The organism is Embleya sp. NPDC020886, from assembly GCF_044333915.1.
Lineage (GTDB): Bacteria > Actinomycetota > Actinomycetes > Streptomycetales > Streptomycetaceae > Embleya.
On record NZ_JBIRRX010000002.1, the window covers coordinates 304,552 to 330,479 of the forward strand.

Consider the following 25,928-nt stretch of genomic DNA (forward strand, 5'->3'; position numbering starts at 1 on the left):
GCGCGCCGACGACCCGCGCGCAGGGGCGTACCCGCGTCGCTGCGCCCGCGACCATGACGTCACCGCCCCGCACACCGCGGGGCGCGGGGCGGGGGCGGTGGTGGGCGGCGGCTCAGCCCTCGCGCAGTACCGCGCGCAGGCGGGCGACGAACGCGGCCGGGTCGCCGACGAAGCCGGTGTGGTCGCCGGGGAACATCGTGGGCTCGATGCCGAGTCCGGCGGCCAGGGCCCGGGACGTGTGGTCGCAACTCTGTCCGGTCGAGTCCTCGCCGATGCCGACCACGATGCGGGTGTTCGTCGCGCGCAGGGCCGCGAGGTCGGGGCACCAGCGTGTGGTCGGGATCAGTTCGTGCGCGAACCAGAAGCTCTCGTCGGCGACCACCTGCGGATCCCGATCGGCGCCGAACATGGTCTCGAATACCGGTTCGGGCAACGTGATGTGGGCCTGGTCCAGGAATTTGCGCCAGGCGCCGCGCACGTCGCCGGCCAGGTGGTCGGCGACGACGTCGGCGGTCTCGGCGTGCAACCGCTCGCGATCTTCCAGCAGTTCGACCACCGGGGGTTCGTGTGCGACCAGGGTGTGCACCTGTTCGGGATGCGCCTGGAGCAGGGCCGGCGCACTGACGGCGCCGCCGCTGGAGCCGACGACCACCGCCGGTCCGGCATCGAGCCGGTGAGCAACCGGGAGAGGTCGTCGGCACGCAACTCCGGCGTCGAGTCCCGATCGGGGTCGTGCACCGAGCTGCGCGGCACGCCCCGCGGATCGGTGGTGAGCACGGTGTGCTCGGCGGCGAGCAGATCGGCCATCGGCGCGAACGATCGGGCGTCCATCGGGGCGCCGACCAGCAGCACGAGCGGGCCCCGGCCGCGGACTTCGTAGTGCAGGTGCGCGCCGGGCACGTCGAGGGTGTGCACGGTGACGGGAACCGTCGAAGGGGGGGTCATCGGATCCTCCGGGTGCGGGGCGGCGACACCAGGGTCGCGTGCCGCGCACGCGGTTCGGGTGACGGAGCCGGCCGGCGGGGACCGCTTCCCCGCCTTTGCCCATACGACGAACGGGAGCTGCCCGCATCGACAACGGGCCCGCGACGACTTTCCGTGCCGGTGCCGGATCGGATGGGTGACTACGCGCCCGAGGCCGGGGCACCCGCGAGTTCCTCGGCGCGCTCGTGCTCGGGCGGCGTGGGCTCGTCGGTGGGCCGGCGCCGGCGGCGGCGGTACACGACGAGCGTTACGACCAGGGCGAGCAGGAGCGCGGACGCGCCCACCGCGACCCAGGGCACGGCCCGGACCGCGGTCCGGGCATGCGCGACCGGGCCGGTCTCCGTCGGTCCGCCGGGTACCGGCATCGGGTGCACCGCGAGGTCGACGTCCAGCCGGAATGCCTGGGTCACGCCGTCGACGCGCACGGTGCGGGTCAACGACGCGCCGGGCAACAACTCGGGCAACGGGTCGAGCCGACGGTGCTCGGTGGTCAGGCCCCAGGGACCGCGAACGGTCAGCTCGGGGCGGGCGCCGAGGCGGATGTTGCCGGTGTTGCGCACCGTGTAGGTGACGGTCAGGCCGCCGCCGAAGGGGTCCGGCGCGGTGTGTACTCGGGTGCTCAGGCCGCCGGTGCCCAGGGCGGGGCGCAACGGGCCGTCGACGCGCAGATACACCCGGGTGCCCACCCGTCGGTCGAGCAGCACCTGATTGCCGGCCGCGTCCCGGCCGGGGGCGGCCACCGAGGCGACCACGCCGCCGCTGTGGTCGCCGGGGGACGCGTTGTCCGGAACGGACAGTTCGAACGGTACGTCGCTGCGCGAGCGCGCCGGCACGGTCACCCGGGTCTGCTTGAGGCGGATCCACGAGCCGACGTCGGCGGGCGGCCGGCCGGCGGCGAGCAGGTCGAAGCCGCCGGCGGCGGTGGTGAAGGCGTCCTGGGCGTACAGATCCACGGTCAGGGGCGTGTCGCCGGAGTTGGTGACCGCGACGTAGTCGAGCCGGCGGGCCCCCGGGGCGAGGGCGTAGCGGAAGAACGGGCGTTCGTCCGGGCCGTGTTCGGTGGACGGCTGGACGGACCACGTGCCGGCCGCGGGCGCGGCGGCGGGCGCGGAATCGGCGGCGCCGGCGGGCGTGGCGCAGGAGAGCACGAGGCCGGCGCCGGCCGCGGCGAGCGCGGTGAGCACCCGGCGGATGCGCCGACGGGGGTGGGGCATGACGGATTCCGTTCGCGGGCGGACGGGTGGGGCGGGTGACGTCGGGCCGGGGCGGCGCGGGGGGCGCCGGCCGCCCAGAAGCCCCCGCGCCGGGGTGTGCGGGGGGGGGGCCCGCGCGGCGTCGCCAGGCTCGGGGCGGCGGCGGGGGGGGGGGGGGGGGGGGGGGGGGGGGGGGGGGGGGGGGGGGGGGGGGTGGGGGGGGGGGGGGGGGGGGGGGGGGGGGGGGCCCCCCCCCCCCCCCCCGCCGCCGTTGTGGCCGGGGTGGGTCAGATCGCGGTGACCGTCAGGGTCGCGCTGTAGGTGCCGGGCGCCGTGGTGGTCGCCAGGTTCAGGGCGAGGTCGGCGCCGAGCACGGCGGTGCCGCGACCGTGGCCGGGCACCGCTCCGCCGAGGGTGCGGGCGGTCTTGACGCCGCCGTCGGCCGCGGGCGCGACCGGCCCGCCGGCGCGGACCTGCTGACCGTCGCCGGCCTTGACGACCTTCGGGGTCCAGCCGAGCGCCGAGCCGTCGAAGGACGCGCCGCCCTCGGCGGTGAAGTCGGTGACCTGGCCGCTGACGTTCCAGCCCGGGTCGGCGATGCGCAGGTCGGTGACCTGGACCGTGTTCAGCGCACCCGAGGTGGCCAACCGGTCGCCCGCGGCGGTCAGTTCGGGCGAGGGCAGGGTGACGGTCGGGCCGGCGACCGTCATGGTGAGCCCGCCGGTGTTCTTGACGGTGGTGGTGATCACCTGGCTGCCGGACAGCGGGTCGACGCCCGGGTCGGTGCTGCCGCCCGCGGTGAACGAGACCTGGTCGACGGCCCAGAAGCGGCTGTTGGTGCCGGTGTAGCGGAACCGGATCTGCGCGGTCTTGGCGCCGGCCGGGACGTCGAGGGTCAGGCGCTCGACCTGGTTGACGTTCGTGCGGTACGACTTGATCGGCTTGGGTGTGCCGCCGTCCCAGGACACGTACACGTCGCCGGTCTGCGGGCCGTCGACCTGGTAGTCGCTGACGTAGCTCAGCTCCGCCTTGGTCCTGCCCTCGACCGGGTAGGCCGGGGAGACCAGGGTCGAGTCGAACTGCCCGGCGGCGTGCGCCTTGTCGTCCCACTCGTCGGAGTCGGCGACGGCGAACACGTTGCGGCTGCGCACGTTGCCCTCGCGGGCCTGGCCGCCGCCCTCGGTGCGGGTGAAGAACTCGTCGGTGGCGAACGACCAGCCGCGCCACTCGGTCACGCCGCCGGCGGGCATCGCCGAGTTGTCGATCGACCAGCCCTGCGGCGCGGTGTGGGTGAAGCCCTTGATGCCGGCGGGGATGCCGCTCTCGTCCACGCGCTCGGACAGGATCGGGCGCAGCGCGTCGAAGGCGTCGGGCTTGATCTCGTCGATCGGCTGCCCGTCCAGGCCCCACGCCGGGTCGATCCGGACACCCTCGTGCTTGAGCACGGTGGGCGCGATGTCGACGAGGCGTACGTCGTTGCGCACGGCGCCGGCCGGCATGCCGCCGCCGTTCGCGATGACGAAGGTCTGGCGCTCCTGCGGGGTGTCGCCGCCGTGGCCACCGGAGTCGGTGTGGCCGTGGTCGGTGGTGACCATGATCAGCCAGTCCTCCTGGGCGTAGGTCGGCCGGGCCCGCAGCGCGTCGAGGACCCTGCCCACCCGGGTGTCGGCCTCGTGCACGGCCTTCGCGTAGTCGGCGCTGGTGCCGCCGGTGTTGTGTCCGGCCCCGTCGACCTCGTCCAGGTGCATGAACGCGACGTCGGGATTGCCGGTGGACAGGTACTGCGCGGTGTCGGCGGCGGCGAGGTCGTCGTTCTCGTCGGTGGCCACCCGCACGTCGACCCTGGGGGAGAAGATCGTGGACGAGATCGGCGCCCACGCGCCGACCACGAGGGTGGAGGCGGCCGGTTGGGCGGTCTCCAGCCGGGTCGCGAAGTCGGGGTACTTGTCGTACCGCGACCCGGCGAACGAGTTGTCGTGCACGCCGTGCTTGTCCGGCCAGACGCCGGTGGCGATGGTGGACCAGCCGGGGCCGGAGACGGTGGGTGCGAACGGTTGGGCGTACAGGTTGCTCGACGCGGTGGTGCCGCCGGCCATCAGAGCCTTGAGGTTGGGTGCGTCGCCGCTCTGCAGCTTGTCGAAGCGCAGCCCGTCGATGCCGATGACCAGGGTCTTGGCCTTCTTGGTGCCGCCGGGCAACGACGGCAGGGTGTCGGCCGCGGCGGGCGAGGCGGCGAGCGCGGCGCCGGCCAGGGCGAGCGGAACGCCGACCGCGGCGACCGCGACGGCGGCGAGACCGCGTTTGGCACGCGTGGATCCGTACACTTCGATAACTCCCTCGGTGGATGAACCGGAGTGGGGTCGGGCCGAGGCGGGGGCAACCGCCACAGGCCCGCCGGGCCGATCGCGTTCGCGCGGTCGGCCCGGCTGCTTTTCGCCGCGGGTACCGATGGTGCTGCCGGTACCTGCGAGAGCGTGCGCCACCAACCATGCAACGGGTCGGGGATCGGTCACCCACGAACGGCCGTCGGCCGGTTGAATAAAGAGCGAACTTCCGGTCCGAACCCGTTATCGTTTCGTGATCGAACGAGCCGGTCGGCACGGTGCCTCACTCGTGTTCCGGCAACGACGGGACCGGGTTGTGCCGTAGCGCGTCCAGCACCGCGCGGACCGCGGCGCGCGGTGGCGAGCCCCGGCGGATCGCGGCTGTGATCGTGCGGGTCACCGGGGTCGCGAGTTCGCGGGTGACGACGCGGTAGCGGTGGTCGACCGCCAAGCCGGGCAGCAGGGCGATCGACAGGCCGGCCTCGACGTGTTGCAGGGTCATCATGTAGTTGCTGAACCGGCACACCACCCTCGGCTCGAATCGTGCCCGGCGACACAGGCGCAGCGCGAGGTTGGCCATGTACGACTGCGGCATGTCGAACGCCCACGGCTCGCCCGCGCAGGCCGCCAGGTCCACCGCGCCGCGCCCGGCCGCGGGGTGCTCGGGCGGGAGCACCAGCACGATCGGGTCCGTGGTCAGCGGCACGAGGTCGAGGTCGGGCCCCAACGGCAACTCGTCGAAGTCGGTGGTCGTGATGATCACGTCCGCGTCGCCGACCCGCAGCGCGGGCATGCTCTCGTGCGGCTCCAGCTCCAGCAACTCGACGTCCAGGTGCGGATGTTCGCGCGCCAGTCGGGTCACCGCCGGCACCGCCATCGAGTGGATCGCGCTCTGGAACGCGCCCAACCGCACCAGCCCGGCGGGTTCCTCGCCGAACCCGCGCAGTTCCTCCTCGACACCGTCCATGTGGTCGAGGATCGCCCGCGCCCGCCGGGCCAGGATCAGCCCGGCCGAGGTCAGCCTCACCCGGCGTCCGGTGCGTTCCAGGAGCTGGGTATGGGTCTCGGCCTCCAGCACGGCGAGCTGTTGGGACACGCTGGAGGGGCTCAGGTTGGCGGCCTGGGCGACCGCCCGGATGGTGCCCAGGGTGTCCAACTGGCTCAGCAGCCGCAGCCGCCAGGGGTTCATCATCCCCCGATTGTTGTGCGGTTTTGCCGAACAGGACAGCCGGAATCGTGTGCTGGACGTGTTGCTCGACCGCGACCTACCGTCGGGAACATGACTGCTTCGAACACCGCCCCGGCGTCCGCGGAAACCTTCTGGACCGATGCCGAACGGCATCTCGTGCGCTACGGCGGCGAGTTCACCCGCGAGATCATCGACCATGCGGCCGGGAGCTTCGTCTTCACCGCCACCGGCCGCAAGATCCTCGACTTCACCTCCGGGCAGATGAGCGCGATCCTCGGCCACTCGCACCCGGACATCGTGGCGACCGTGCGACGGCAGGTGGCCACCCTCGACCACCTCTACAGCGGCATGCTCAGCCGCCCGGTGGTCGACCTGGCCCGGCGGCTGGCCGAGACGCTGCCCGCGCCGCTGGAGAAGGTGCTGCTGCTCACCACCGGCGCCGAGTCGAACGAGGCCGCGATCCGGATGGCCAAGCTGGTTACCGGCCGGCACGAGATCGTCTCGTTCGCGCGGTCCTGGCACGGCATGACGCAGGCCGCCGCGTCCGCCACCTACAGTGCCGGCCGCAAGGGCTACGGGCCCGGCGCGCCGGGCAACTTCGCCATCCCCGTGCCGAACGTGTACCGGCCCGACTTCACCGCGGCGGACGGCTCGCTGGACTGGCGGCGTCAACTCGACTTCGCCTTCGACCTGATCGACGCCCAGTCGACCGGCAGCCTGGCCGCGTGCCTGGTCGAACCGATCCTCAGCTCGGGCGGCGTCATCGAGCCGCCGGCCGGCTACTTCGCGGCCCTGCGCGACAAGTGCCGAGAACGCGGCATGTTGCTGATCCTGGACGAGGCGCAGACCGGCCTGTGCCGCACCGGGTCCTGGTACGCGTTCGAGCGCGACGGCGTCGTCCCCGACATCCTCACGCTGTCCAAGACACTCGGTGCGGGACTGCCCCTCGCCGCGGTGGTCACCAGCGCCGAGATCGAACAGGAGGCGCACGAGCGCGGGTTCCTGTTCTTCACCACGCATGTGGCCGATCCGCTGCCGGCCGCGGTCGGCAACACCGTGCTGGACGTGCTGATCCGCGACGGGCTCGACGAGCGCGCCCGCTCGCTCGGCGGCTTCCTGCGCCGCGGCCTGACCGAACTCGCCGGGCGCCACCCGGTCGTCGGCGACATCCGCGGCCGGGGCCTGCTGGCCGGCCTCGAACTCACCGTCGACCACGAGTCGAAGCGAACCTCGGACGAACTGGGCGCACGCATCACCCGCCGCTGCCTCGAACTGGGCCTGCACATGAACATCGTGCAACTCCCCGGCATGGGCGGCGTCTTCCGCATCGCCCCACCCCTGACCGCCACCGAAGCCGAACTCACCCTCGGCCTCACCATCCTCGACGAGGCCATCACCGACGCGTGCGCCGACGGTGATCGGTGACCGGGGTGGAGGTCAGGCGGGGAGGTGGGCGCGGACGCCGGCTTGCACGTGGGGGCCCAGGGAGTTGGTGCCGGTGACCCGGAGTTCCAGGTCGTTGCCGCGCACGGCGGTCACCACGCCGTCGAGGGCGAGGGTGTCGCCGGTGTGGTTGGGGGCGAGCAGGCGCAGGTCGACTTCCAGGAGGCGGGTGGCGGGGCCGGCCCAGTCGGTGACCACGCCGCCGACGAGGCCCGTGGTGGCGAGGATGTTGGTGAAGATGCCGGGGCGGTGCAGCGAGGTGCGCGTCCAGTCGGCGTCGTGGTGGGCGGCGTAGAAGTCCTGGGTGGCGAAGGCGGTCGCGATCACGAAGGTGGGGGTGATCGGGATCGTGGTGACCGGGGTGCGGTCGCCCACCTGCGGGGCCGCGGTGAGCGGGCGGCAGGTGCGGCCGCTCGCGGGGGTCGGCCGCGGGGGTTCCGCGCGGGTGTCCGGCGCGGCGGCGACGGGGGGTTGCCGCTCGGGGGTGCGGAAGCACAGTACGGTCCAGTCGACGGTCGCGACCTTCGCCCCGTCCTGGTCGCGGAAGGTCATCCGCGTGGTGACGAAGTATCCCGGGCCCAGCGCCGTGCGCTTGCGCGCGGACACCGTGGTGAGCGCGCTCTCGCAGGTGAGGTGGTCGCCGATGCGCGCCTCGCGGTGGTACTCCTGCCGGCATCGCGTCGCCGCGCGGGCGGCGTAGCCGTGTGCGGTCAGCAGGCGATGCGCGGCGGCCGTCGGGTTGTCGGACGCCGTGCCGGTCGGTGTTTCCCCGTCCAGGTAGGGCGCGTACCCGGGGACCTGCGACAGCGTGGCCGCCAGTGCCGGCAGCGAGGGCATGGTCCACGCCTGGATCATGGTCGGCGGCGCGACGATCCCGGCCCGTCCGGTCGCGGCGGCGGCGCTCGCGTCGCGGTAGACCGGGTTGGGGTCGCCGAGGGCGTCGGCCCACAGGTCGAGCATCGGCAGGTTGACCGCGTGCCGGGCCCGCACGACGGACGCGGTGCCCCGGGCCACGCAGTCCCGGAGCAGCGCGTCCAGTTCCGCGGTGTCGGTGGTGTCGGTTGTCATGCCCGCCTCGCCCTCCAGACGATCGCCGGTTGCCCCGCACACCCTACCGAGATGCTTGACATTGACAAGCGGTACGGGCCGCCCGCCCGCCCGGGCGGCCCGTACCGTCCTCGATGTTCGATGGCCGGTGTTCGGCGGCCGGTGTCTAGCGGCCGGTGCCCGCGTGCACCGGTGCCTCCTCGGTCGTGTCGAGGTCGAACGCGGTGTGCAGGGCGCGCACCGCGTCGGCGACCCGGGCCGTGCGACACAACACCGAGATCCGGATCTCCGAGGTCGAGATGATCTCGATGTTGACCCCCGCCGCCGCGAGCGTCTCGCAGAACGTCGCGGTCACGCCGGGGCAGGTCCGCATGCCGCTGCCGATCAGCGAGATCTTGCCGACGTCCTCGTCGTGGCTCACCTCCTCGACGCCGATCTCCTCGGCACACGCGCGCAGGGCGGCCAACGCGGCGAGCGCACCCTCCGCGGCCAGCACGAAGGTCAGGTCGGTGGGTCCGCCGGTCGGCGGCGCCGCGTTGTGCACGAGCATGTCGATCTCACCCCCGGCATCGGCGACGGTCCGCACCAACCGGCCCACCGCCCCGGGGTGGTTCGGTACGCCGGTCACGGTGACCTTGGTCCCGGAGGTGTCGTGGGCCACGCCGGTGATCGTCGACCGGCCGGTGTCGCCGTCGTCGGGTGCGCCGGACACCGTGGTTCCGGGCCGGTCGCCGTACGCGGATCGCACGTGGATGGGCACGCCGCAGCGGCGGGCGTACTCGACCGAGCGCAGCGCCAGCACCTTGCTGCCGGCCGCCGCCATCTCCTGCATCGCCTCGTAGCCGATGTGGTCGAGCAGTGCGGCGTGCGGAACGATCCGGGGATCCGCGCTGTAGACCCCGTCGACGTCGGTGTGGATCTCGCAGACGTCGGCCTTGAGCGCGGCGGCCAGGGCGATGGCCGTGGTGTCCGAACCGCCGCGTCCCAGCGTGGTGACGTCGTCGGTATCCCGACTCAGTCCCTGGAATCCGGCGACCAGGACGATGGCGCCCCGGTCGAGTTCCCGCCGGATGCGCTGCGGCGCCACCTCGACGATGCGCGCGTTGCCGTACTCCGAGGTGGTGAACACCCCGGCCTGGGCACCGGTGAGCGAGCAGGCCCGCTCACCCAGGGCGCGGATCGCCAGCGCGGCAAGGGCGTTGGAGATGCGCTCGCCCGCCGTGACCAGCATGTCGAGTTCGCGTGGATGGGGGAGGGGGGCGACCTGCCGGGCCAGGTCGAGCAGTTCGTCGGTGGTGTCACCCATGGCGGACAACACCACGACGACATCGTGGCCTTCCCGGTGGGTGGCCACCACACGTTCGGCGACTCGTCGGATGCGCTCGATGCTGTGCACCGAGGAGCCGCCGTACTTCTGGACGATGAGAACCATGCGGGAGGTCTCCTCGATCGAGAGACTGCCGGTGATGGGCGGCCGATCGGCGGCGGGTGGCCCGGATCGGACCGCCCGCCGCCGATCGGTACGGCACGGGCCTACGGATGGCCGGTTTCGATGGCGTCGACGAGGATCGAGCACGCGGTCTCCACGACGTCGGCGGTGACGTTGAGCGGCGGCAGGATCCGGACCACGCCGTCCTCGCGACCACCACGTTCGACGATCAGTCCGCGGCGCAGCGCCCGGGACTGGACGGCCTCGGCGAAGTCGCCCGCCGGGCGACCGGTGTCCGGGTCCGCCAACTCGACGCCCCACATCAGCCCCCGGCCGCGCACCTCGCGCACCCACGGGTCGGCCATCAGCGGCGTCAGGCGTGCGGAGATCTGCGCGCCGCGTCGGCGCACGTTGCCCAGGACGTCGTCCCGCCGCACGATGCGCACGGCCTCGGCACCGGCGGCGAAGGCGAGTTGGTTGCCGCGGAAGGTGCCGATGTGCGCGCCGGACGCCCAGGTGTCGAGTTTTTCGTCGTAGAGGATCACCGCGATCGGTGTACCGATGCCGCTGAGCGCCTTGGAGGCGACGATGACGTCCGGTTCGATGCCGTACTGCTCGAAGGCGAACCAGGTCCCGGTGCGCCCGCATCCGGTCTGGACCTCGTCGACGATCAGCAGGATGCCCAGTTCGCGGGTGATCGCCCGCAACCGGCGGACGAAGTCCGCGGTGGCCGGGACGACGCCGCCCTCGCCCTGCACCGGTTCGAGGATCACCGCGGCCGGCAGCGGGATGCCGCCGTTCCCATCGGTGAGCGAACGTTCCAGGTACGTCGCGCAGTTGGTGCTGCAGGTGGTCGGACTCAGGTCGAGTGGGCACCTGGTGCAGTAGGAGAACGGGAAGAAGTGGGTGCCGGGTACCCCGTTGGGCACCGCCGTCTTCGGTGCGACGAGTCCGGACAGGGCCATGGCGGCATGGGTGCTGCCGTGGAAGCCGCCCTGGAAGGTGACGATGTCACCTCGGCCGGTGGCGATCTTGCACAGCTTGACCGCCGCCTCGACCGCGTTGGCTCCGGTCGGGCCGCAGAAGTGCACCTTGGTGCGATCACGCATCTCCGCCGGCAACATGGACAGTTGGGCATCGATGAAGTCGTCCTTGACCGGGGTCGGGAAGTCCAGCCCGTGGGTGAGCAGGCCGAGCTGCGCGATCACCGATCGCACCAGTTCCGGATGGTTGTGGCCCAGGGACAACACCCCGGCACCGGCGAGGAAGTCGATGAAGACGTTGCCGTCGACATCGCGGATGAAGCTGCCGAAGGCTTCGGCGGGCGCGATGGGCAGGTGTCGCGGGTAGGTGCGGGCGTTGGACTCGCGCCGCTCCTGACGTGCGAGCAGTTCGGCGGAGCGGGGGCCGGGAAGGTCGCAGTCGACTCGCGGTTCGGTCATGGTGTGTTGTACGAGCGATGTCATCAGGCTCTCCGATGGCGTGGCGGGACGGTCGGGACGGGCGGGACGGAAAAGGGACGAGGGTGGAACCGGGGATCAACCGGGCCGGGCCGGGATGCCGCGCCAGCGGGTGCCGTCGGGGAGGTGTTCGCCCTTCATCACCAGCGACATGGCGTCCAGGCGGGCACCCGCGCCGACCTCCGCGTCGTAGAGCACCACCGACCGGGGGCCGACCGAACTGCCCTGCCCGATCCGGACGTTGGACATTTTCATCACGCGGTCCTCGAACAGGTGGGTCTGCAACGAGGTCACCTCCGCCACCGCCGCGTCGTCGCCCACCTCGACCAGGTCGAACTCGGTGAGGTAGGTCGTCGCGAGCCAGACCCGCCGGCCGATCCGGGCGCCGAACAGGCGCAGCACCGGGCCCATCAGGGGCGTGCCGGTGAGGAGGTTGAGCAGACTCGGCACCACGAGGTTCTCGAACAGCCCGGTGATCACCTCGGTACGGCGCACCCAGATGCTCCACAGCGGCTCGACGCGGGGCCGATAGCGGCCGATGATCAGCCACTTGAGCAACACCACGGCCAGGGTCGAACCGACGCCGACGGCCAGGAAGAAGGCCGGGCCGAGCAGGAACAGCACCCACGGCGGGAAGTTCTCGGCGACCCGGACGGAACCGTAGAGCGCCCCCAGCGCGGCCAGCGCGGCGATCGTCGCGGGCAGCGTGACCCGGAAGTACTCGATGGCCAGGCGCGCCGCGATCAGCCCCCGGGTGGGGCGGTAGGTCAGCTTCGCGGGGAAGTCCCGGCTCGCCTCGCGGCGCGGCAGGAAGATGGCGGGTGAGCCGAGCCAGGTCGTCTCGGGGTCGATCGGCCGAGTCGGGGCCAGCGAGTGCACGCCCAGCAGGCTGTTCTCGCCGAGTCGGCACGAGCCGGGCACCAGCGCCCCGTTGCCGACGAAGCTGCGTGCGCCGATCTCGGTCGGGGCGAGCGAGACGCGTCCGTGATGGAAGACCGCCGGTCCCACGACGCTGACATCGGCCACGAAGCTGCGTTCGCCGATGATCAGCATGTCCGGGTCGACGAAGCTGACGGTGGCGACCTCGGACCAGCGTCCGGTGCGGGCACCGAGCAGGCGCAGGAACGGCACCAGGTACAACGTCGAGTAGAGCGAGTGGGTCAGCGTCAGGCTGGTGGTCATCATGCCGTCGCCGATCCACTTGCGCACCCCGAAGCCGCTGCGTTCGGGATGGATGCCGGCCCGCACCCGGGGCAACACGGCCCGCTTGACGAGCAGTACCAGCGTGCAGGTGAACAGCACGACCAGGGGACCGGCCGCGGCGGTGGCGACGATCGCCCAGCCGAAGCCGAACTTCCAGGCCACGCACCCCACGAGGGCGCCGGCGCCGGCGACGACCAGCAGCGGGACCAGCGCGAGCAGCACGGCCCCGGCTCCGAAGCCGAGCAACACCCGCTTCGGCCAGGGACGTTGGTCGTCCTCGGCGGCAAGGGCGGTGAGCAGGGCGGGCGTGCCGTCCTGCCGGGTGGCCGGCGAACCGGCCCAGTGTTCGTCCGCCGGCACCACCCGGCCGGCCGGAACCAGCGACTGTTCGCCGATCGAGGCCCGGTCGCCGATCACCGCGCCGGCCAGGACCACGCTGTTGGTGCCCACGAAACTGCCGGCGCCGATTCGGATGGGCGCCAGGTACAGCAGGCCGTTCTCCACCACGTACGGTTGCAGCCGTGCCCCGTAGCCGATGCTGGTGCCCTCGCCGATCTCCACGAACGCGGGCAGGCCGATCACGGCCGACAGATGGCAACCTCGGCCGATCCGCGCGCCGAGCAGCCGCAACCACGGGGCCAGCAGCGGCGAACCGGTCAGGAAGCCGAGCGGGCCGAACACCAGGATCTTGCCGTACAGCCAGAACCGCAGGTAGGTCGCGCCCCACAGCGGATACCGACCGGGCCGGACGCCGAGCATCAACAATCGGCCGCCGAGCAGCGGGATCAGCAGACCCACCAGGATCCAGCCGACCTCCAGGAGGATGAATCCGGGCAGGTTCATCCGGGTCAGGCGGTCCAGGAGAGCGCCGTCGGCGGGCCGGTGCACCGGCAGGTCCCAGACCAGGAACCACCGGTAGAGCAGCACCACGCCGGGCAGGCCGAACACGAGCAACCAGCCGTACAGGCAGGCGATCTGGGCGAGGCCGCAGGCGAACACCCGGGCGCCGGAGTGGCGCAGCGGTGCGGGCGGCTCGGCGAGTGGCGACGCCGCTCCCGAACCGCCGGGTTCCGGCTCGGTCTCGACTCGGGTCGTCGGCAGGAGGGCCAGCCGGCGGATGGTGGGATGGGCGTACAGGTCCCCCATCGCCAGGCCGTGCAGCCCGGGTTCGCGGCGCAGTCGGGAGACGAGGCGGGCCGCGGACATCGAGTGGCCGCCCAGGTCGCAGAAGAAGTCGTCCTCGACGGAGACCGCCTCACCGCCCAGGACCTCCCGCCAGACCGCGGCCAGTTGCTCCTCCACCGGGGTCGCGGGGGCCACGTGGGTGGTGGAACGCCGGTTCAGCGGCGCGGAGGTGGGGGAGGGCAGGGCGGACCGGTCCACCTTGTCGGCGGCCAGGAGCGGGAATTCGGGCAGTACCTCGACGAAGGACGGGATCATGTAGTCCGGGAGTCGGCTCTGCAACGACACCCGCAGCCGCTCGCGCAGCACGTCGTGGGAGACGCCGTCGGCGCGGTCGGTGAGCGTGACGTAGCCGACCAGGTCCTGGACGACGCCGTCCTGCTCCCGGGGGGTCACGATCGCGTTCTCGACGGCCGCGTCGGCCCGCAACAACTGCTCGATCTCGGCCGCTTCGATGCGGTAGCCGCGGATCTTGAGTTGGGTGTCCAGACGGCCCAGGTATTCGATCTCCCCGGTGGGGGTGAACCTGCCGAGGTCGCCGGTGCGGTAGATGCGGGGGATCTCGGCCCGTTCGTGCGCGACCGGGTTGGCCACGAAACGCTCGGCGGTCAGTTCCGGGCGGTTGACGTAGCCGACGGCCACGCCCGGGCCGCCGACGCAGATCTCGCCGCCGACGCCGTCCTCGACCGGCCGCAGTTGCTCGTCCAGGATGTAGACGCGATACGTGGGCAGCGGGACGCCGATGGTGACCGGCCGGTCGGGGGCCAGTTCGCCGCAGGTGGCGGTGACGGTGGTCTCGGTCGGTCCGTACGCGTTGAGGATGCGCCGGTCGGGTCGTGCCCAGCGGCGCACCAGGTCCGGCGGGCATGCCTCGCCGCTGACCAACAGGCTGCGCAGCCCGGGTAGTTCGGCCTCGATCGTGGTCAGCAGGGTCGGCACGCAGCACAACACGGTGATCGCGTGGTCGACGAGGAAGTCGCTCAGGCCGCGGCCGACCCGCCGATCGTCGCCGGGGCCCGCGACCAGGGTCGCGCCGGCGATCCAGGCCGGCCAGATCTCCTCCACCGAGAAGTCGAAGGCGATCGAGAGGCCCTGGTAGACGCGATCCTCGGCCCGGACCCGGTAGATCGGGGTGACCACGCGCAGGAAGTTGGCGATGCTCGCGTGTGAGACGGCCACGCCCTTGGGCCGGCCGGTGGTGCCGGACGTGTAGATCACGTACGACCACGAATCCGGCTCGATGTCGACGTCGGGCCGGTCGTCGCGCTGCTGGGCCAACTCGCGGCTCGCCCGGTCGAGTTCGAGGAACGGACAGGGCAGTTCCGCGGTGCGGTGGCGCATGCCGGAGGTGGTGACCAGATCGCACAGGTCGGCGTCCCGGGCGATGAAGGCGATGCGATCGGCCGGGAAGGCGGGATCCAGCGGGACGTAGGCGGCGCCCGTCTTGATCACGCCCAGGAGTGCGACATAGCAGTCGATCGATCGTTCCAGCAGGATCCCGACGGTATGGCCCGGAGCGACCCCGCGAAGTCTGAGCAGATTCGCCAGGCGATTGGCCCGCGAATCTACTTCCGCGTAACTTAGCTCGCTGTTGTCGCAGACGACGGCTATGGCCTCGGGATTGCGGTCGCAGGAGCGTTCGAAGAAATGGGGGAGGGCGCTGATCGGCGAGTCTTCGAGAGCGGTCGTCGGCCGTGATATATCGGGGTCGAGCGCCGCCTTCGCGCGCCCCGGAGCGGGTCTCACTTCAGTCATGAAGGCTCCTCGGATGGATTTATGTGAACCGGGTTGAATTAATCGATTCGCGCTTTATTTGATTGTTGATCCACATGCAGAACCGGTGCTCGCGGACGTTCCGCGTGTCGCCGTGCGATCGAGGAAACCTGCGGGCGTGCCCTGTCGGCGCAGGTGAAGCACCATGTGGTGGCCGGCGCGGGCGCGGCGTTCGGCCGTACGTGGGTCGGCGCTCGTCGCATCGTGTGGCAGGTTCCGGCGAACCGCCGAGGCGCGGGAAGCGCGCTCACGAAATGACGTGGCCCACGGGGCGAAACCGCGACGAACGATCGGATACGGATCGCCCGCGCCACTCTTCCACCGCAGGTCGACGCCACGCGTCGACAGCGGCCCGGCTCCGGTGGAATTCGAAACCGTGATCATTCGTCCCCGGAAGGATCACGGTCCCGTCCACTTTTGTGACCGCGATTGAGGATTGCACTTTCTTCGCGGTCACGGTTGAAGCCGAAATGAAAAATAGATTCGGGCGCGCAGGCACCAACAGGCGAATACGAGCCAACGTGAATTGGCCCGTTGGTGCGGGCGATGGATACCCGGGGTGACGGAGTGGTGACTGTTCGCCCGCTGCCCGGTGACGCCGGACGCGAGGTCGCCGGTGCCGGGCGCACGTCGCAGTCGGAGCGGAATCCGGGACGAGTCGGGCGCGACCCGGGGGTCCTCGGGGGTACCCCCCGAAAAGGTCGGCGCGGACCGGAATCGAGCCGGTCACCTGCGGGGTCGTCGGGGCGGCGCGCGGGCCGCGTCCCGCGCCGGCGGAGTGGCGACTTCCGCCGGGGTCGGAATACACGATGTCCTGCCGCGCGGACGAAGCGAGCCGATCCGGATCGACGCGGCGGAATCGTTCGACTACCCGGAGTGGTCGAATCGTGGTCGGGGCGGCGAAATCCGGCCTTCGGAGAGGGCAGAAATGTGTGCCCTGTGCCTTCTATCGGCCACCGGGGTGGGCAAAGACTCCCTCACGGTTGCCTCTCGGTTCTTTCCGGACCGGTCCGGTGCCGTTGTTTTGTCCCATCCGCCGCCCGCGCGCGGTCCACGGGTGCGCGGGGATCCGGACCGAGACCACAACGGCGACGGGCCCGGGCGGCGTGTCGCCGACCGGGCCCGTCGCCGGCGATTCACCCCGAGGTGCGGGATCCCACCGTCGGCAGGTAGCGCGGCGCCTTCCAGGCGTCCAGTCGACGCTCGACCGCCGCCCCCAGCGACAGCAGTTCGGCGTCCCGGTGGTCACCGGCCATCAGCAGCACGCCGACCGGCAGTTCGCCCACGAAGCCGGCGGGCACCGACAACGACGGGTAGCCGGACACGGCCGCAGGGGTCGAGGACGGGATCACGTCGTTGTCGCCGCGGACACAATCGGTGGTCCAGGCGGGCGGGTTCGTCGGCGAGGCGATCGCGTCCAGGCGATGCGCGGCCATGGTCTCGTCGATCGACCGCCGGGAGAGATCCTTCAACTCGGCGCGCGCTGCCCGGTATTGCGGGTCGGTGGTCGGCGGCGCGGCCAACGCCTGCTCGAACAACTCCTGACCGGCGAAGCAGGTCTGTTCCGCCGGGTGACTGCGGTTGAACTCGATCAGCTCGGCGAGGTTCCGCGGCCCCTGCCGGGTGGCCAGGTAGGCGTCGATGTCCCGGTGGAACTCGCTGAGCAGCGCCGGGAACTCCAACTCGGCGAGTCGTTCCTGGTAGGGGAGGTTCACCTCGACCACTTCGGCGCCCGCCCGGCGCAGGCGGTCCGCCGTACGGGTCATCAACGCGTCCACGTCCGGCCCGAGCGTGGGCAGTCGCCACAGACCGATGCGCTTGCCGTGCAGACCGCCCGGACGGGTGGAGTCGCCGGTGACGTCGAAGGAGTCGGCGAGGCGCGGCAGTCGGCCACCGCTGAGGACCGCGAGCGTGAGCGCGGCATCGGTCACGTTGCGTGCCATCGGCCCGGCGGTGTCCTGCTCGGCGGAGATCGGCACCACACCGGCCTGATCGACCAGACCCAGGCTGGGTTTGTGGCCGACGACACCGTTCGCCCCGGCCGGGCACACGATCGAACCGTCCGTTTCGGTGCCGATCGCCACCTGGGCCAACGACGCGGCGAGTGCGGCGCCCGAACCGGCCGACGAGCCGCAGGGGTTGCGGTCCAGCACGTACGGATTCCGGGTCTGCCCGCCCACCGCGGACCATCCCGAGGTGGGCCTGGCCGCACGGAAGTTCGCCCATTCGGAGAGATTCGTCTTGCCGAGGATCACCGCCCCCGCGTCGCGCAGCCGGGTCACCAGCGCGGCGTCGGCGTCCGGCGGGTGGCCGGCCAGCGCCAGCGACCCGGCCGTCGTCGGCAGACCGCGGGTGTCCACGTTGTCCTTGAGCAGGATCGGAATGCCGTCGAGCGGGCCACGACTCTCGCCGCGCCGACGCCGGTCATCGCTGGCGGCCGCCTGGCGCAGCGCCGTCGGGTCGGTGCGCAACACCGCGTGGATCCGCGGGTCGACGGTCTTGATCCGCCACAGGTAGGCGCCGGTCAGCGCCGACGAGGTCAACGAGCCACGCGCCATCCGCGCCTGTAACTCCGCAATGGTGACCGTGTCGAGATCGACGCCCAATCGGGCCGGCGAATCGCCGGCGCCGGCGGTCTCGGCGGCCTCGGTGGCCGAACTCGGCGAACCCGTCACCAGGCACCCGGCGACCAGGGCGGTGATCAGCAGGGCAACGCTCTTTTTTGTCATGCGGGTCATCGCACTACATCCGGGTGCCCCGGCACAAGGACGAGGTGCCACCTGCCGGGAACGAGAGCCTCGCGTTCACGGTTGGGCTCCGGACCGTCCACCCGCCCGGAGCGCACCTCGCGGGGCGCTCCGGGCGGGGAGGAGTGTGGCCGGTCAGGTGGTGGCGTTCCCGACGACGTTGTACATCGCCTGGGTCAGGTCCCCGAAGCCGTTGGACATCAGATAGGGGCCGTACGCCCAGTTCGGGGTGCTGCCGTGCACGATCGCCCAAACCGCGTCCCACCAGGGCGAGTTGCCTGCGGAGTTGGTGAAGCGCGAGGTGACCGCGATCTGGGTGCCGGTGCCGGTGGCCGGGTCGAAGTTCTGCAACCAGGGTCCGCCACTGGAGCCGGGCGACATCGCCGAGGCCATGTCGTGGGCCAGGTTGACGGTCGAATCGTTGATCGTGTTGCCGTGCGCGTACATCAGGGACCGGCCGTCGAAACCGCGTCGCAGTGAGGGGGCGACGCCGAAGTCAGCCGCGGTGGTGCCGTCGCTGTTCTTCGTCCAGTACCAGTTGCGGGTGTTGTCGGTGGGATAGCCGAACTGGTGCAGCGAGAGCGGGTTGGCCGACACGCCGAAGGCGATGTTCTGGCCGCCGGTGAGTTGTTGGATCGGGGTGGGGTCACCGGGGCGTTCCACGGTGGCCATCGCGACGTCGCCGCCGGAACGGAAGGTGCTGTCCGCGTCCCAGGTCGGGGTGATCCAGGCGCGGGTGACGCCCCAGACGCCGTAGGGCGCGATGTCGGTGCCGGGCAACGGCGCGTTGTTGCTGTCGCCACCGGTGTAGCGGGGCACGTTCGCGCCGTTGAAGCCGGGGATGAACACCGCGTTGGTGACCACGTCGTCGCCGAGTCCGCCGCGGATGTTGGCGGTCACCTTGAAGCAGTGGCCCGCGGTGACGATGGTGCTCCGGTTGGCGCCGGCGATCACGTTCGCCGAACACGAGGAGGGCACGAGCGAACCGTCGAACGAATTGCGGTACACCATCAGGAGCTTGCCCGCGGTCCGCGAGATCGCGCCCTGGCCGGTCCACGGCTTGCTCAGGTCGTCCCAGCCGCCGGGCGGCGGGACCGCGTCGGCGCCGTCCGAGTTGAGACCGTACGCGCCGATCCGCGCCACGTTCCAGAAGCCGACCTCGGCCTGCAACATCCCCGCGTGGTTGACCGGGTCGCCGGTGACCGGTCGGGGGAGTTCGACCGGGGCGGTGTTGTCGGCGTGCGCCGCCGGAGCCGCGGTCAGCGCCGCGGCGGTGAGGGCGAGCACCCCCACCACGGTCGCGATCTTCCGTCTTAACCTGCTTCGTACGGGCATGCAGGCAAGGTGGGCAGGAGGGGTGCAACTGTCAATGCCACCAAGTGGTTTGACCGTCCGGCCGAGGTGATCCCGGACACGGTCTGCGGGATCAGCGGCGGGGTGATCCCGGTGGGTCGATCGGGTCGGCGAACGCGCCGCCGGGGCCGAACACCAGGTGGGCGAAGCGTTCGCCGATCCGGCGGTGGGTGGCGGGGTCCGGGTGCAGCGCGTCGGGCAGCGGCAGTTCGGCGTGGTCCGCCGCACCGTAGAGGTCGAGGCCGTCGAGGTGGTGCAGGTGGGGATCGTCGACGGCACGCTGCCGGACGATGCCGGCCAACTCGTCCCGGATCACGCCGAGTGTGAGCTTGCCGGCGGCGACCTGCGCGGGATCGCCGCCGGCCGTGAACCGCACGCGTCCCTCCCGCATCGCGTCGAGGTCCAGGGCGCTGGGCCCCGGGGTGTGCTCGTGGATGGGGCAGTGGATGGGCGAGACGACCAACAGCGGCGTGTCGGGGTGCCCGTCGCGGATGGTGTCGAGGAAGCCGTGCACGGCCGGGCCGAAGGCACGCAGTCGCATCAGGTCGGTGTTGACGAGGTTGATGCCGATCTTGACGCTGATCAGGTCGGCGGGCGTGTCGCGCATCGTGCGGGCGGTGAACGGGTCGAGCAGGGCACTGCCGCCGAACCCCAGATTGATCAGTTCCGCGCCTCCCAGGCGTGCGGCCACTGCGGGCCAGATCCCGGTCGGGGTGGCCGCGTTGGAGCCGTGGCTGATCGAACTGCCGTGGTGCAGCCAGACCTTGCGGCCGTCGGGCGGTGGCGCGGACACGGGGGCGTCGGTGCGCAGGGCGACCAGCAGGGTGGTCTCGTCGTGCGGCAGCCAGATCTCGACGTCCTTGTCGTCGACGGGCAGGCCGGTGAACCGCACGGTCGCCACCGGCCCGAGTCGGGTCTGTGCGGTGCCGGCGGCCAGGTCGATGGTGAGCGTGTCGCCGTCGGTGACCTCGGCCCGGTCCACGACCCGTCCGTCGACCACGAGTTCGTACACCCCGTCGGGGCGCGGCGGGGCGCCCGGGTAGACCCGTTTGGTGGCCACGACGTCCAGTTCGACGGCGCCGGCCCGGGTGCGCAGGGCCAACCGCACGCCGGAGGGCTGCGATTCGGCCATCGCGAGCTGACCGTCGGGGATCTGCCGCCGGGCGCGGGCGGGCAGTCGGTGGGGCAGTACGCCGCGGTCGGTGTGCTCCAGATCGAGGGCGCCGCGCACCAGGTCGGCGGTGATGGGGGTGGTGACCCGGTCGGGTTCGGAGTTCATTGCCTCGGTCTCTTCGATCGGGAGGGACGGACGGGAACGGGCCACCGGGAGGATACCCCTAGTCGGCGAGCAGGTCTTCCAGTTCGGCGGCGAACAGGAGGGCGGGGTCGAAGGCCATCCCGGCGAAGTGGCCCGCGAGTTCGAGGGACAACACGCCGTGGAGCCGGGTCCACAGGCTCAGGGCGCGGTGCAGCACGGCGGGTGGGGCGGGGTGGTGGGCGGCCCAGTCGCGGTGGTTTTCGAGGTGGGCGTCGAGCGGGGTCGTGGGGCGGTCGGGCGGTGTCACGGAGCAGGCGTCGAGCAACATCGTCATCAGCTCGTTGGCGATCAGGGTGACGTGATCGGGGGCGTGGTAGCCGGGCACGGGGGTGCCGTAGATGAGGAGGTAGCGCTGTGGGTCGTCCAGGGCCCACCTGCGCATGGCGTGCGCCAGGGCGGCCGGGTCGGGCCCGGGGGCGGACGCCGCCTGGAGGGCGTCGGCGAGGCTGCGGTAGGCGTCGATGACGAGCTCGGTGATCAGGTCGTCGCGGCCGGCGTAGTAGCGGTAGAGGGCGGGTCCGCTCAGGCCCATGCGTTTGGCGATCGCGTTGAGCGAGAGCGCCGAGGCGCCGGCGGTGGCGATCTGTTCCCGGGCGTGTTCCTTGATCTCCGCACGCACCTGGCTGCGATAGCGCTCCCGGGGGGTCGCCGCATCGGTCTCGGTCATGGTCTGCCTCTTTCCGGACCTCGGTGGACCTCGGGGACCTCGATGGCTACATGCTCAAGGTCTGGTTAGAAGGTATCACGAACGTTCTTGACGATGACAGCTTGCAGGCGTTACAACTTATAACGAACGGCAAGACTGTTAAGTCTTCCCGGCGGCGCGGTACCTCCGTTCCATGCGCCCGACCACCACAGACAGGGAGCACCTCATGACAGCCGTGGCAACCGCCCCACCCGCAGGCACGGACCGACACATGCCCCGGGCGGTGACCATCAGCGCGTGGGCCGTGCCCGTGATGGTCCTCGCCCAGTTCGCCCTGCTCGCGGTCGTGCCGGTGACCATCGCCCTGGTCGTCGCCCTCCGGCGGGTGCGCGACCGGGCGGTCCGCCGGGCGGCCGCGCTCGTGGCCGTCGCCTTCGCGATCCCGCTCACCGTGTGGTTGGTCCGGCCGGACGGCGCGCAAAGCCTGTCCAAGGACATCCATCCGGCGTTCGTCGGCCTGATCGTGGCCGCATCCGCCGTACTCGTCCTCACCGTCCACCGCGCCTCCCGCCGGCTCCGGAGCCTGCCGGCGCGGTGAGCCCGCCCCGACCCGAGCCGCACCCGGCCGGCGGCCGACCGGGGCACGGTGCGGGGCGTGGGCATGCCATTCGGGTGAACCGGGGTGACGGTGGTTGCCGGAGCCGTGACCGCCTCGTTGAGAGGAGTGCGCGCCGCAATCGAGCGGCGCGGACGCTGCGCTATACGGGAGATTTCGTGAACTCGTTGAAGAAGGCCGGTGTCCTGGCCGCCGGTACCGCCGCCCTCGTGATGGGAGGCACGGGCGCCGCGAGCGCGAGCTCCGAGGCCAACGCCGCCGCCGTGAAGTCCTCGGGTGTCTTTTCCGGGAACATCGGCCAGTCCCCGTTCCACACGCCGGCCGAGGGATGCGGCAACACCGCCAACGCGGGCGCCGCGCTCAACCCGGCGTTCGGCAACGCCTGCATCATCGCCGAGACCGAGTACGACATCGAGGACGAGGACGAGGGCTACGAGCACGAGGGCCACCGCCCGCAGGGCCACCCGCACGGTGGTTACCAGCACGACAGCGGCCACCGCTCGCTGCTCGACCGCGTGGGGGTCTGACCCTCCTCGCTCGCCACCGAAGCCGCGAGCACCGCGACGTCGGCCCCGACCATCGAAACGGTCGGGGCCGACGTCGTGCCGGTCAGGCGTGCGGTGCGGGGTTCAGCAGGGCTGGTCGATGTGGTCCGGGTGGAAGTGCACGGCTCCCAACACCTGCGGATCGAAGAGATCCAGGAGCCCGCTCAGCGGCTCGTCGGGCTGGTCGGGTCCCCACAGTTCCAGGGCCATCTCGCCGTGATAGAGCATCGGCCAGCGCACGTAGTGCCGGCCGTCCGCGGGGTCGTGCAGCGCGCGGGAGGCGCTCAGGGTGGAGCGGGCGACGTCGATCATCAGGTCCGTGCCACAGCCGAAACCGTACGGATAACGATCCCGGTCCGGCGGGATGCTCTCGATCAGCGTCGGGTCGGCGTGCGAGACACCGACATGCGCGTGCAGGCCGGCCCGGATGGCCGGCACCTCGTGCGTACCGTTCGGGTCCCACTGCCAATGCCCGGCCGCGTTCCGGCCGATCCGCACGGTGGGCGCCGCCTCGAAGAGCGCGCAGACCTCCCACGCCTCCACCGACGGTGCCATCGGCTGCGTGCCCACGGGCGCCAGGACGCGCAACCGGCCCTGGTTCAGCCGATGATCGACGGCCACCAGGTCGCCGGCGGAGAGGTCGCGCTTGTCGACGCCCCAGCGTCCGGACGCGGTGACCACGAGCGCGTCGAGGTCGGGGTCGAAGGCGAAGAGCATGCCCTCGCTGAAGCCCTGGAGGTTGAGGTACATCGCGTACGTGCGACTGAGCCGGGGCGATACGAAGTCGGCCATCGCGTGCGGGGCCGGCAACAACCCGAGATCCCCCATCCGCGTCCCGGCCACCGCCAGGCTGCGCGGCGCGCGGGCGGCGGCCCACGCTTCGGCGGTGATCGCGTCGCGCACCACGTCGTGGCGACCGGCCACCTCGTGCGCACAGGCCGCGGCGACCAGCCGATCGCAGATGCCCTGGGCGACGTGCTCGGTCTCGGTGGGGTGCCCGCCCTCCATCGTGCACAGGGTCGCCTCGGCGACCTCCCCGGGCAGCGCGCCGGGGGTGATGAACACGACCGTGAACACACCGACCCTGGCCATCAGGATGCGCGCGGCGCGCACCACCTCGGGATGCGCCAACTCGCTCATCCGCTCGGACACTTCCGCGACCGCGACCAGTCGGCCGACCGCGCCCTGGCGCCCCTGCTCCTTGCGGAGCCTGAGCATCAGCGGAGTCTGTTCCTCCATGATCCGGTCGGCCAGCGGAGCGGTGCCGGCCGGCACCGAGACGCCCACCAGGACCACGTCGAGCCTGGTCCCGTTGTCTCCCGGCGCGATCACCCGGTGCCCGCCGCGCACGAACGCCGCCGCCAGGTCGTCCAGGAACGACCGCACCGTGCCGGACAGTTCCGGGGCCGGGTCGATCACCCGGACGGTGCACGAACGCCACCAGTCCAACTCTTCCAGTCGCCGGCCGGGGGCCGGGACGGTGGATTGCGCCGTCATTGAATCCGCTCGGGTCACGGTCATGCGGGGGCTCCTGAGGTTGCTGCGCGGAAGGCGAGGACGGCGTTTTGACCACCGAACGCGACCGAGGTGGAGATCGCGGTGTGCAGGCGGGCGGGGCGGCGCGGGGCCTTGGCAACGACGTCCAGATCCATGTCGGGGTCGGTGCACCGGTGATTGGCGGTGGGCGGGATGCTCCCGTGTTCGAGGGTCAGGACGGTCACGGCCGCCTCGATCGCGCCGCCCGCGCCACCGGAGTGGCCCAGGACGCTCTTGACGGCGGTGACCGGCGGGCGGTGTGCGAAGGTGGCCGCGAGAAAGCGGGCCTCGGCGGCGTCGTTGAGGACCGTGCCGGTGCCGTGCGCGTTGACGTGGTCGACGTCGCCCGGGCTCCAACCGGCGTCGGCCAGGGCCGCGCGGGTGGCGATTCGGGCACCGCGACCGTCGGGGTGCGGCGCGGTGAGGTGATAGGCGTCGTTCGCGGAGCCGTAGCCGGACAGCAGGGCCCGCACCCGAGCCCCACGAGCACGCGCGTGCTCCAGCCGCTCCAGGACCAGGACCCCGATGCCCTCGCCCAGGACGAATCCGTCCCGGTCGGCGTCGAACGGCCGACAGGCCCGGTCCGGGTCGCCGGAACGGGTGGACAGGGCGCCCAGTTGGGCGAAGGCCGCGGCGGTGATGCGGTTGCACATCGTGTCCGCGCCACCGGCGAAGACGATGTCCAGGGTGCCCGCGCGCACCAGGTCCCGGGCGACGCCCAGCGCGGTGGCCCCGGACGCGCAGCCGGCGGCGGGGGCGAAGTTGGTGCCCTGGGCGCCCAGATCCAGGGCGACCTCGCTGCCGGCCGTGTTCGGCAGGGAACGGGGCAGCGCGGCCGGGGAGATCGCGGTGACCCGATCCGCGCTCAGCCGCGCCATCGCCTCGGTCAGGGATTCCATGCTCGGACCGCCCGCGCCGATGATCACGCCGACCCGGGTGGGGTCCCAGGCGTGCGGATCCAGGGCGGCGTCCGCCATGGCCTCGCGGGCGGCGACGACGGTCATCTGCGCGGGACGATCCATCCGGCGGGACAACCGTCGGCCCAGCAGGGCGTCCCCGTCGAAGCCCGGGACCGCGCAGCAGACGTCCACGGGCAGGCCGGCCAGGACCGGGTCGCGGCGAGCCGTGGAAACGCCCGCGCACACGGTTCGCCAGGTGGCCTCGACGCCGATCCCGCCGGCGGTGACCAGGCCCAGACCGGTGACCGCGACCTCGGCGGCAACCAACTCAGCCATCCGAGGACGAGGCATGGACCGGAGCCGCGGCCGGGGCGGCGGCGGGCGCATCGGCGGGCGTCGCCGGACCGGGGATCGCCCGGCCGAACGGCTCGGCCCGCGGCGCCGCCTCGAACGCCGCGGCGGCCTCGACCAACGTGGTGTCCTTGTCCAGGTTGCCGAGCCCGCCGAAGTCCTTGTCCGTCTGGTCCGCGACGATGACCGCCAGTTCCGCCAGCGACAGCGAGTCCAACTCCAGCGAGTCGAACGTCGCTTCGGGAACGATATCCGCGGCGTCGATGCCGAACTCCTGGACCAGCAACTCACACAGCATCGCGTACACGGGGAATGCCTTCCTGCTCGGTCGGACCGCGCACACCCGGCGGCGCGTCGCCGTACCAACAACCCCGATCGGGTATGCGATCGAGCATCTTGTGTATCGGTGGCGAGGTCGGGCGCAAAACTCCCGCGCGGCCGCCCCGACGCCCCCGAACCCGCCTTTCACCTGGGGTGATGGGTCGGGAACGGCATCGGGAGCAGGCCGCGATGTTCACCCGCAAGTACGCAACCATCGGGGCCATGGACGCACGACGGCGGCCGCAGGCGTGACCTTTCCCAGGCCGCGCGGTTAACCAGCCGTCCGGGTGCGCGAGATGGGCCGCGGGCGGTCGCCCACCCGAGCCCCACCGGCGCCGGGACCCCGTCGGCCCGAGCCGTCGACGTCCC

General features: G+C 71.9%; 18 protein-coding genes. 3 read left to right on the top strand and 15 right to left on the bottom strand.

Going from position 1 to position 25,928, the window contains the following annotated elements:
• Positions 1-112: 112 nt before the first annotated feature.
• The 4 genes from ACH4U8_RS08195 to ACH4U8_RS08210 all read right to left on the bottom strand — a co-directional run bounded on the left by ACH4U8_RS08195 (position 113) and on the right by ACH4U8_RS08210 (position 5,693).
• A complete protein-coding gene (locus ACH4U8_RS08195) occupies positions 113-652 on the bottom strand; it encodes an alpha/beta fold hydrolase (protein ID WP_395776185.1) in 540 nt (179 codons plus the stop codon).
• 472 nt (positions 653-1,124) lie between these two features.
• Positions 1,125-2,198 carry a WxL protein peptidoglycan domain-containing protein gene (locus ACH4U8_RS08200; RefSeq protein ID WP_395776187.1) on the bottom strand — a complete coding sequence of 358 codons (1,074 nt, stop codon included), beginning with the start codon at positions 2,196-2,198 and terminating at the stop codon, positions 1,125-1,127.
• Positions 2,199-2,464: 266 nt separating this feature from the next.
• Positions 2,465-4,501, bottom strand: coding sequence for an alkaline phosphatase family protein (locus ACH4U8_RS08205; RefSeq protein ID WP_395776189.1), 2,037 nt, complete (start codon positions 4,499-4,501; stop codon positions 2,465-2,467).
• 283 nt (positions 4,502-4,784) lie between these two features.
• Positions 4,785-5,693 carry a LysR substrate-binding domain-containing protein gene (locus ACH4U8_RS08210; RefSeq protein ID WP_360311388.1) on the bottom strand — a complete coding sequence of 303 codons (909 nt, stop codon included), beginning with the start codon at positions 5,691-5,693 and terminating at the stop codon, positions 4,785-4,787.
• A gap of 87 nt (positions 5,694-5,780) precedes the next feature.
• Between ACH4U8_RS08210 and ACH4U8_RS08215 the strand changes: the two genes are divergently transcribed.
• Positions 5,781-7,115 (top strand): aspartate aminotransferase family protein, encoded by a 1,335-nt coding sequence (locus tag ACH4U8_RS08215; protein WP_360311386.1) that lies wholly within the window; start codon positions 5,781-5,783, stop codon positions 7,113-7,115.
• Between the two features lie 12 nt (positions 7,116-7,127).
• Here the strand turns inward: ACH4U8_RS08215 and ACH4U8_RS08220 are convergent, their stop codons facing one another.
• From ACH4U8_RS08220 to ACH4U8_RS08255, 8 genes are all read right to left on the bottom strand, one after another.
• On the bottom strand, positions 7,128-8,201 hold the full coding sequence (locus ACH4U8_RS08220; protein WP_395776191.1) for a MaoC family dehydratase N-terminal domain-containing protein: 1,074 nt from the start codon (positions 8,199-8,201) through the stop codon (positions 7,128-7,130).
• 145 nt (positions 8,202-8,346) lie between these two features.
• Complete coding sequence (locus ACH4U8_RS08225) at positions 8,347-9,612, bottom strand: aspartate kinase (RefSeq protein WP_395776193.1); 1,266 nt, start codon at positions 9,610-9,612, stop codon at positions 8,347-8,349.
• A gap of 101 nt (positions 9,613-9,713) precedes the next feature.
• Positions 9,714-11,075 carry an aspartate aminotransferase family protein gene (locus tag ACH4U8_RS08230; RefSeq protein WP_395776195.1) on the bottom strand — a complete coding sequence of 454 codons (1,362 nt, stop codon included), beginning with the start codon at positions 11,073-11,075 and terminating at the stop codon, positions 9,714-9,716.
• Between the two features lie 72 nt (positions 11,076-11,147).
• Entirely contained in the window at positions 11,148-15,209 is a 4,062-nt protein-coding gene (locus ACH4U8_RS08235) for a Pls/PosA family non-ribosomal peptide synthetase (RefSeq protein ID WP_395776197.1), read from the bottom strand.
• A 1,154-nt stretch (positions 15,210-16,363) separates the two neighbouring features.
• Positions 16,364-17,956, bottom strand: a complete 1,593-nt coding sequence (locus ACH4U8_RS08240) for an amidase (protein ID WP_395776199.1) — start codon at positions 17,954-17,956, stop codon at positions 16,364-16,366.
• Positions 17,957-18,109: 153 nt separating this feature from the next.
• Entirely contained in the window at positions 18,110-19,270 is a 1,161-nt protein-coding gene (locus ACH4U8_RS08245) for a trypsin-like serine peptidase (protein WP_395776201.1), read from the bottom strand.
• Between the two features lie 130 nt (positions 19,271-19,400).
• The gene (locus ACH4U8_RS08250) at positions 19,401-20,606 is read right to left on the bottom strand and encodes an SGNH/GDSL hydrolase family protein (protein WP_379992493.1); all 1,206 of its coding nucleotides are present in this window, start codon (positions 20,604-20,606) and stop codon (positions 19,401-19,403) included.
• A 58-nt stretch (positions 20,607-20,664) separates the two neighbouring features.
• The gene (locus ACH4U8_RS08255) at positions 20,665-21,312 is read right to left on the bottom strand and encodes a TetR/AcrR family transcriptional regulator (RefSeq protein ID WP_360311370.1); all 648 of its coding nucleotides are present in this window, start codon (positions 21,310-21,312) and stop codon (positions 20,665-20,667) included.
• A 205-nt stretch (positions 21,313-21,517) separates the two neighbouring features.
• Between ACH4U8_RS08255 and ACH4U8_RS08260 the strand changes: the two genes are divergently transcribed.
• Together ACH4U8_RS08260 and ACH4U8_RS08265 are read left to right on the top strand one after the other, a co-directional pair.
• Positions 21,518-21,889, top strand: coding sequence for a hypothetical protein (locus tag ACH4U8_RS08260; protein ID WP_395776203.1), 372 nt, complete (start codon positions 21,518-21,520; stop codon positions 21,887-21,889).
• Positions 21,890-22,065: 176 nt separating this feature from the next.
• Positions 22,066-22,434, top strand: coding sequence for a chaplin (locus ACH4U8_RS08265; RefSeq protein ID WP_360311366.1), 369 nt, complete (start codon positions 22,066-22,068; stop codon positions 22,432-22,434).
• A 102-nt stretch (positions 22,435-22,536) separates the two neighbouring features.
• Here ACH4U8_RS08265 and ACH4U8_RS08270 read toward each other — a convergent pair whose 3' ends face one another.
• The 3 genes from ACH4U8_RS08270 to ACH4U8_RS08280 are packed head-to-tail and all read right to left on the bottom strand — an operon-like array spanning position 22,537 to position 25,536.
• Positions 22,537-23,949 (bottom strand): hypothetical protein, encoded by a 1,413-nt coding sequence (locus ACH4U8_RS08270; protein WP_395776205.1) that lies wholly within the window; start codon positions 23,947-23,949, stop codon positions 22,537-22,539.
• Between the two features lie 20 nt (positions 23,950-23,969).
• Positions 23,970-25,223 (bottom strand): beta-ketoacyl-[acyl-carrier-protein] synthase family protein, encoded by a 1,254-nt coding sequence (locus ACH4U8_RS08275; RefSeq protein ID WP_395776207.1) that lies wholly within the window; start codon positions 25,221-25,223, stop codon positions 23,970-23,972.
• Complete coding sequence (locus ACH4U8_RS08280; RefSeq protein WP_360311598.1) at positions 25,216-25,536, bottom strand: acyl carrier protein; 321 nt, start codon at positions 25,534-25,536, stop codon at positions 25,216-25,218. The genes ACH4U8_RS08275 and ACH4U8_RS08280 overlap by 8 nt, the downstream gene beginning before the upstream one ends.
• Between the last annotated feature and the right edge of the window lie 392 nt (positions 25,537-25,928).

Excerpts from the sequence above, each read along its gene's own strand:
- ACH4U8_RS08200 (WP_395776187.1), bottom strand. The coding sequence starts at position 2,198 with ATGCCCCACCCCCGTCGGCGCATCCGCCGGGTGCTCACCGCGCTCGCC.
- ACH4U8_RS08210 (WP_360311388.1), bottom strand. The coding sequence starts at position 5,693 with ATGATGAACCCCTGGCGGCTGCGGCTGCTGAGCCAGTTGGACACCCTG.
- ACH4U8_RS08215 (WP_360311386.1), top strand. The coding sequence starts at position 5,781 with ATGACTGCTTCGAACACCGCCCCGGCGTCCGCGGAAACCTTCTGGACC.
- ACH4U8_RS08220 (WP_395776191.1), bottom strand. The coding sequence starts at position 8,201 with ATGACAACCGACACCACCGACACCGCGGAACTGGACGCGCTGCTCCGG.
- ACH4U8_RS08225 (WP_395776193.1), bottom strand. The coding sequence starts at position 9,612 with ATGGTTCTCATCGTCCAGAAGTACGGCGGCTCCTCGGTGCACAGCATC.
- ACH4U8_RS08230 (WP_395776195.1), bottom strand. The coding sequence starts at position 11,075 with ATGACATCGCTCGTACAACACACCATGACCGAACCGCGAGTCGACTGC.
- ACH4U8_RS08235 (WP_395776197.1), bottom strand. The coding sequence starts at position 15,209 with ATGACTGAAGTGAGACCCGCTCCGGGGCGCGCGAAGGCGGCGCTCGAC.
- ACH4U8_RS08240 (WP_395776199.1), bottom strand. The coding sequence starts at position 17,956 with ATGACAAAAAAGAGCGTTGCCCTGCTGATCACCGCCCTGGTCGCCGGG.
- ACH4U8_RS08250 (WP_379992493.1), bottom strand. The coding sequence starts at position 20,606 with ATGAACTCCGAACCCGACCGGGTCACCACCCCCATCACCGCCGACCTG.
- ACH4U8_RS08255 (WP_360311370.1), bottom strand. The coding sequence starts at position 21,312 with ATGACCGAGACCGATGCGGCGACCCCCCGGGAGCGCTATCGCAGCCAG.
- ACH4U8_RS08260 (WP_395776203.1), top strand. The coding sequence starts at position 21,518 with ATGACAGCCGTGGCAACCGCCCCACCCGCAGGCACGGACCGACACATG.
- ACH4U8_RS08270 (WP_395776205.1), bottom strand. The coding sequence starts at position 23,949 with ATGACGGCGCAATCCACCGTCCCGGCCCCCGGCCGGCGACTGGAAGAG.
- ACH4U8_RS08275 (WP_395776207.1), bottom strand. The coding sequence starts at position 25,223 with ATGGCTGAGTTGGTTGCCGCCGAGGTCGCGGTCACCGGTCTGGGCCTG.
- ACH4U8_RS08280 (WP_360311598.1), bottom strand. The coding sequence starts at position 25,536 with ATGCTGTGTGAGTTGCTGGTCCAGGAGTTCGGCATCGACGCCGCGGAT.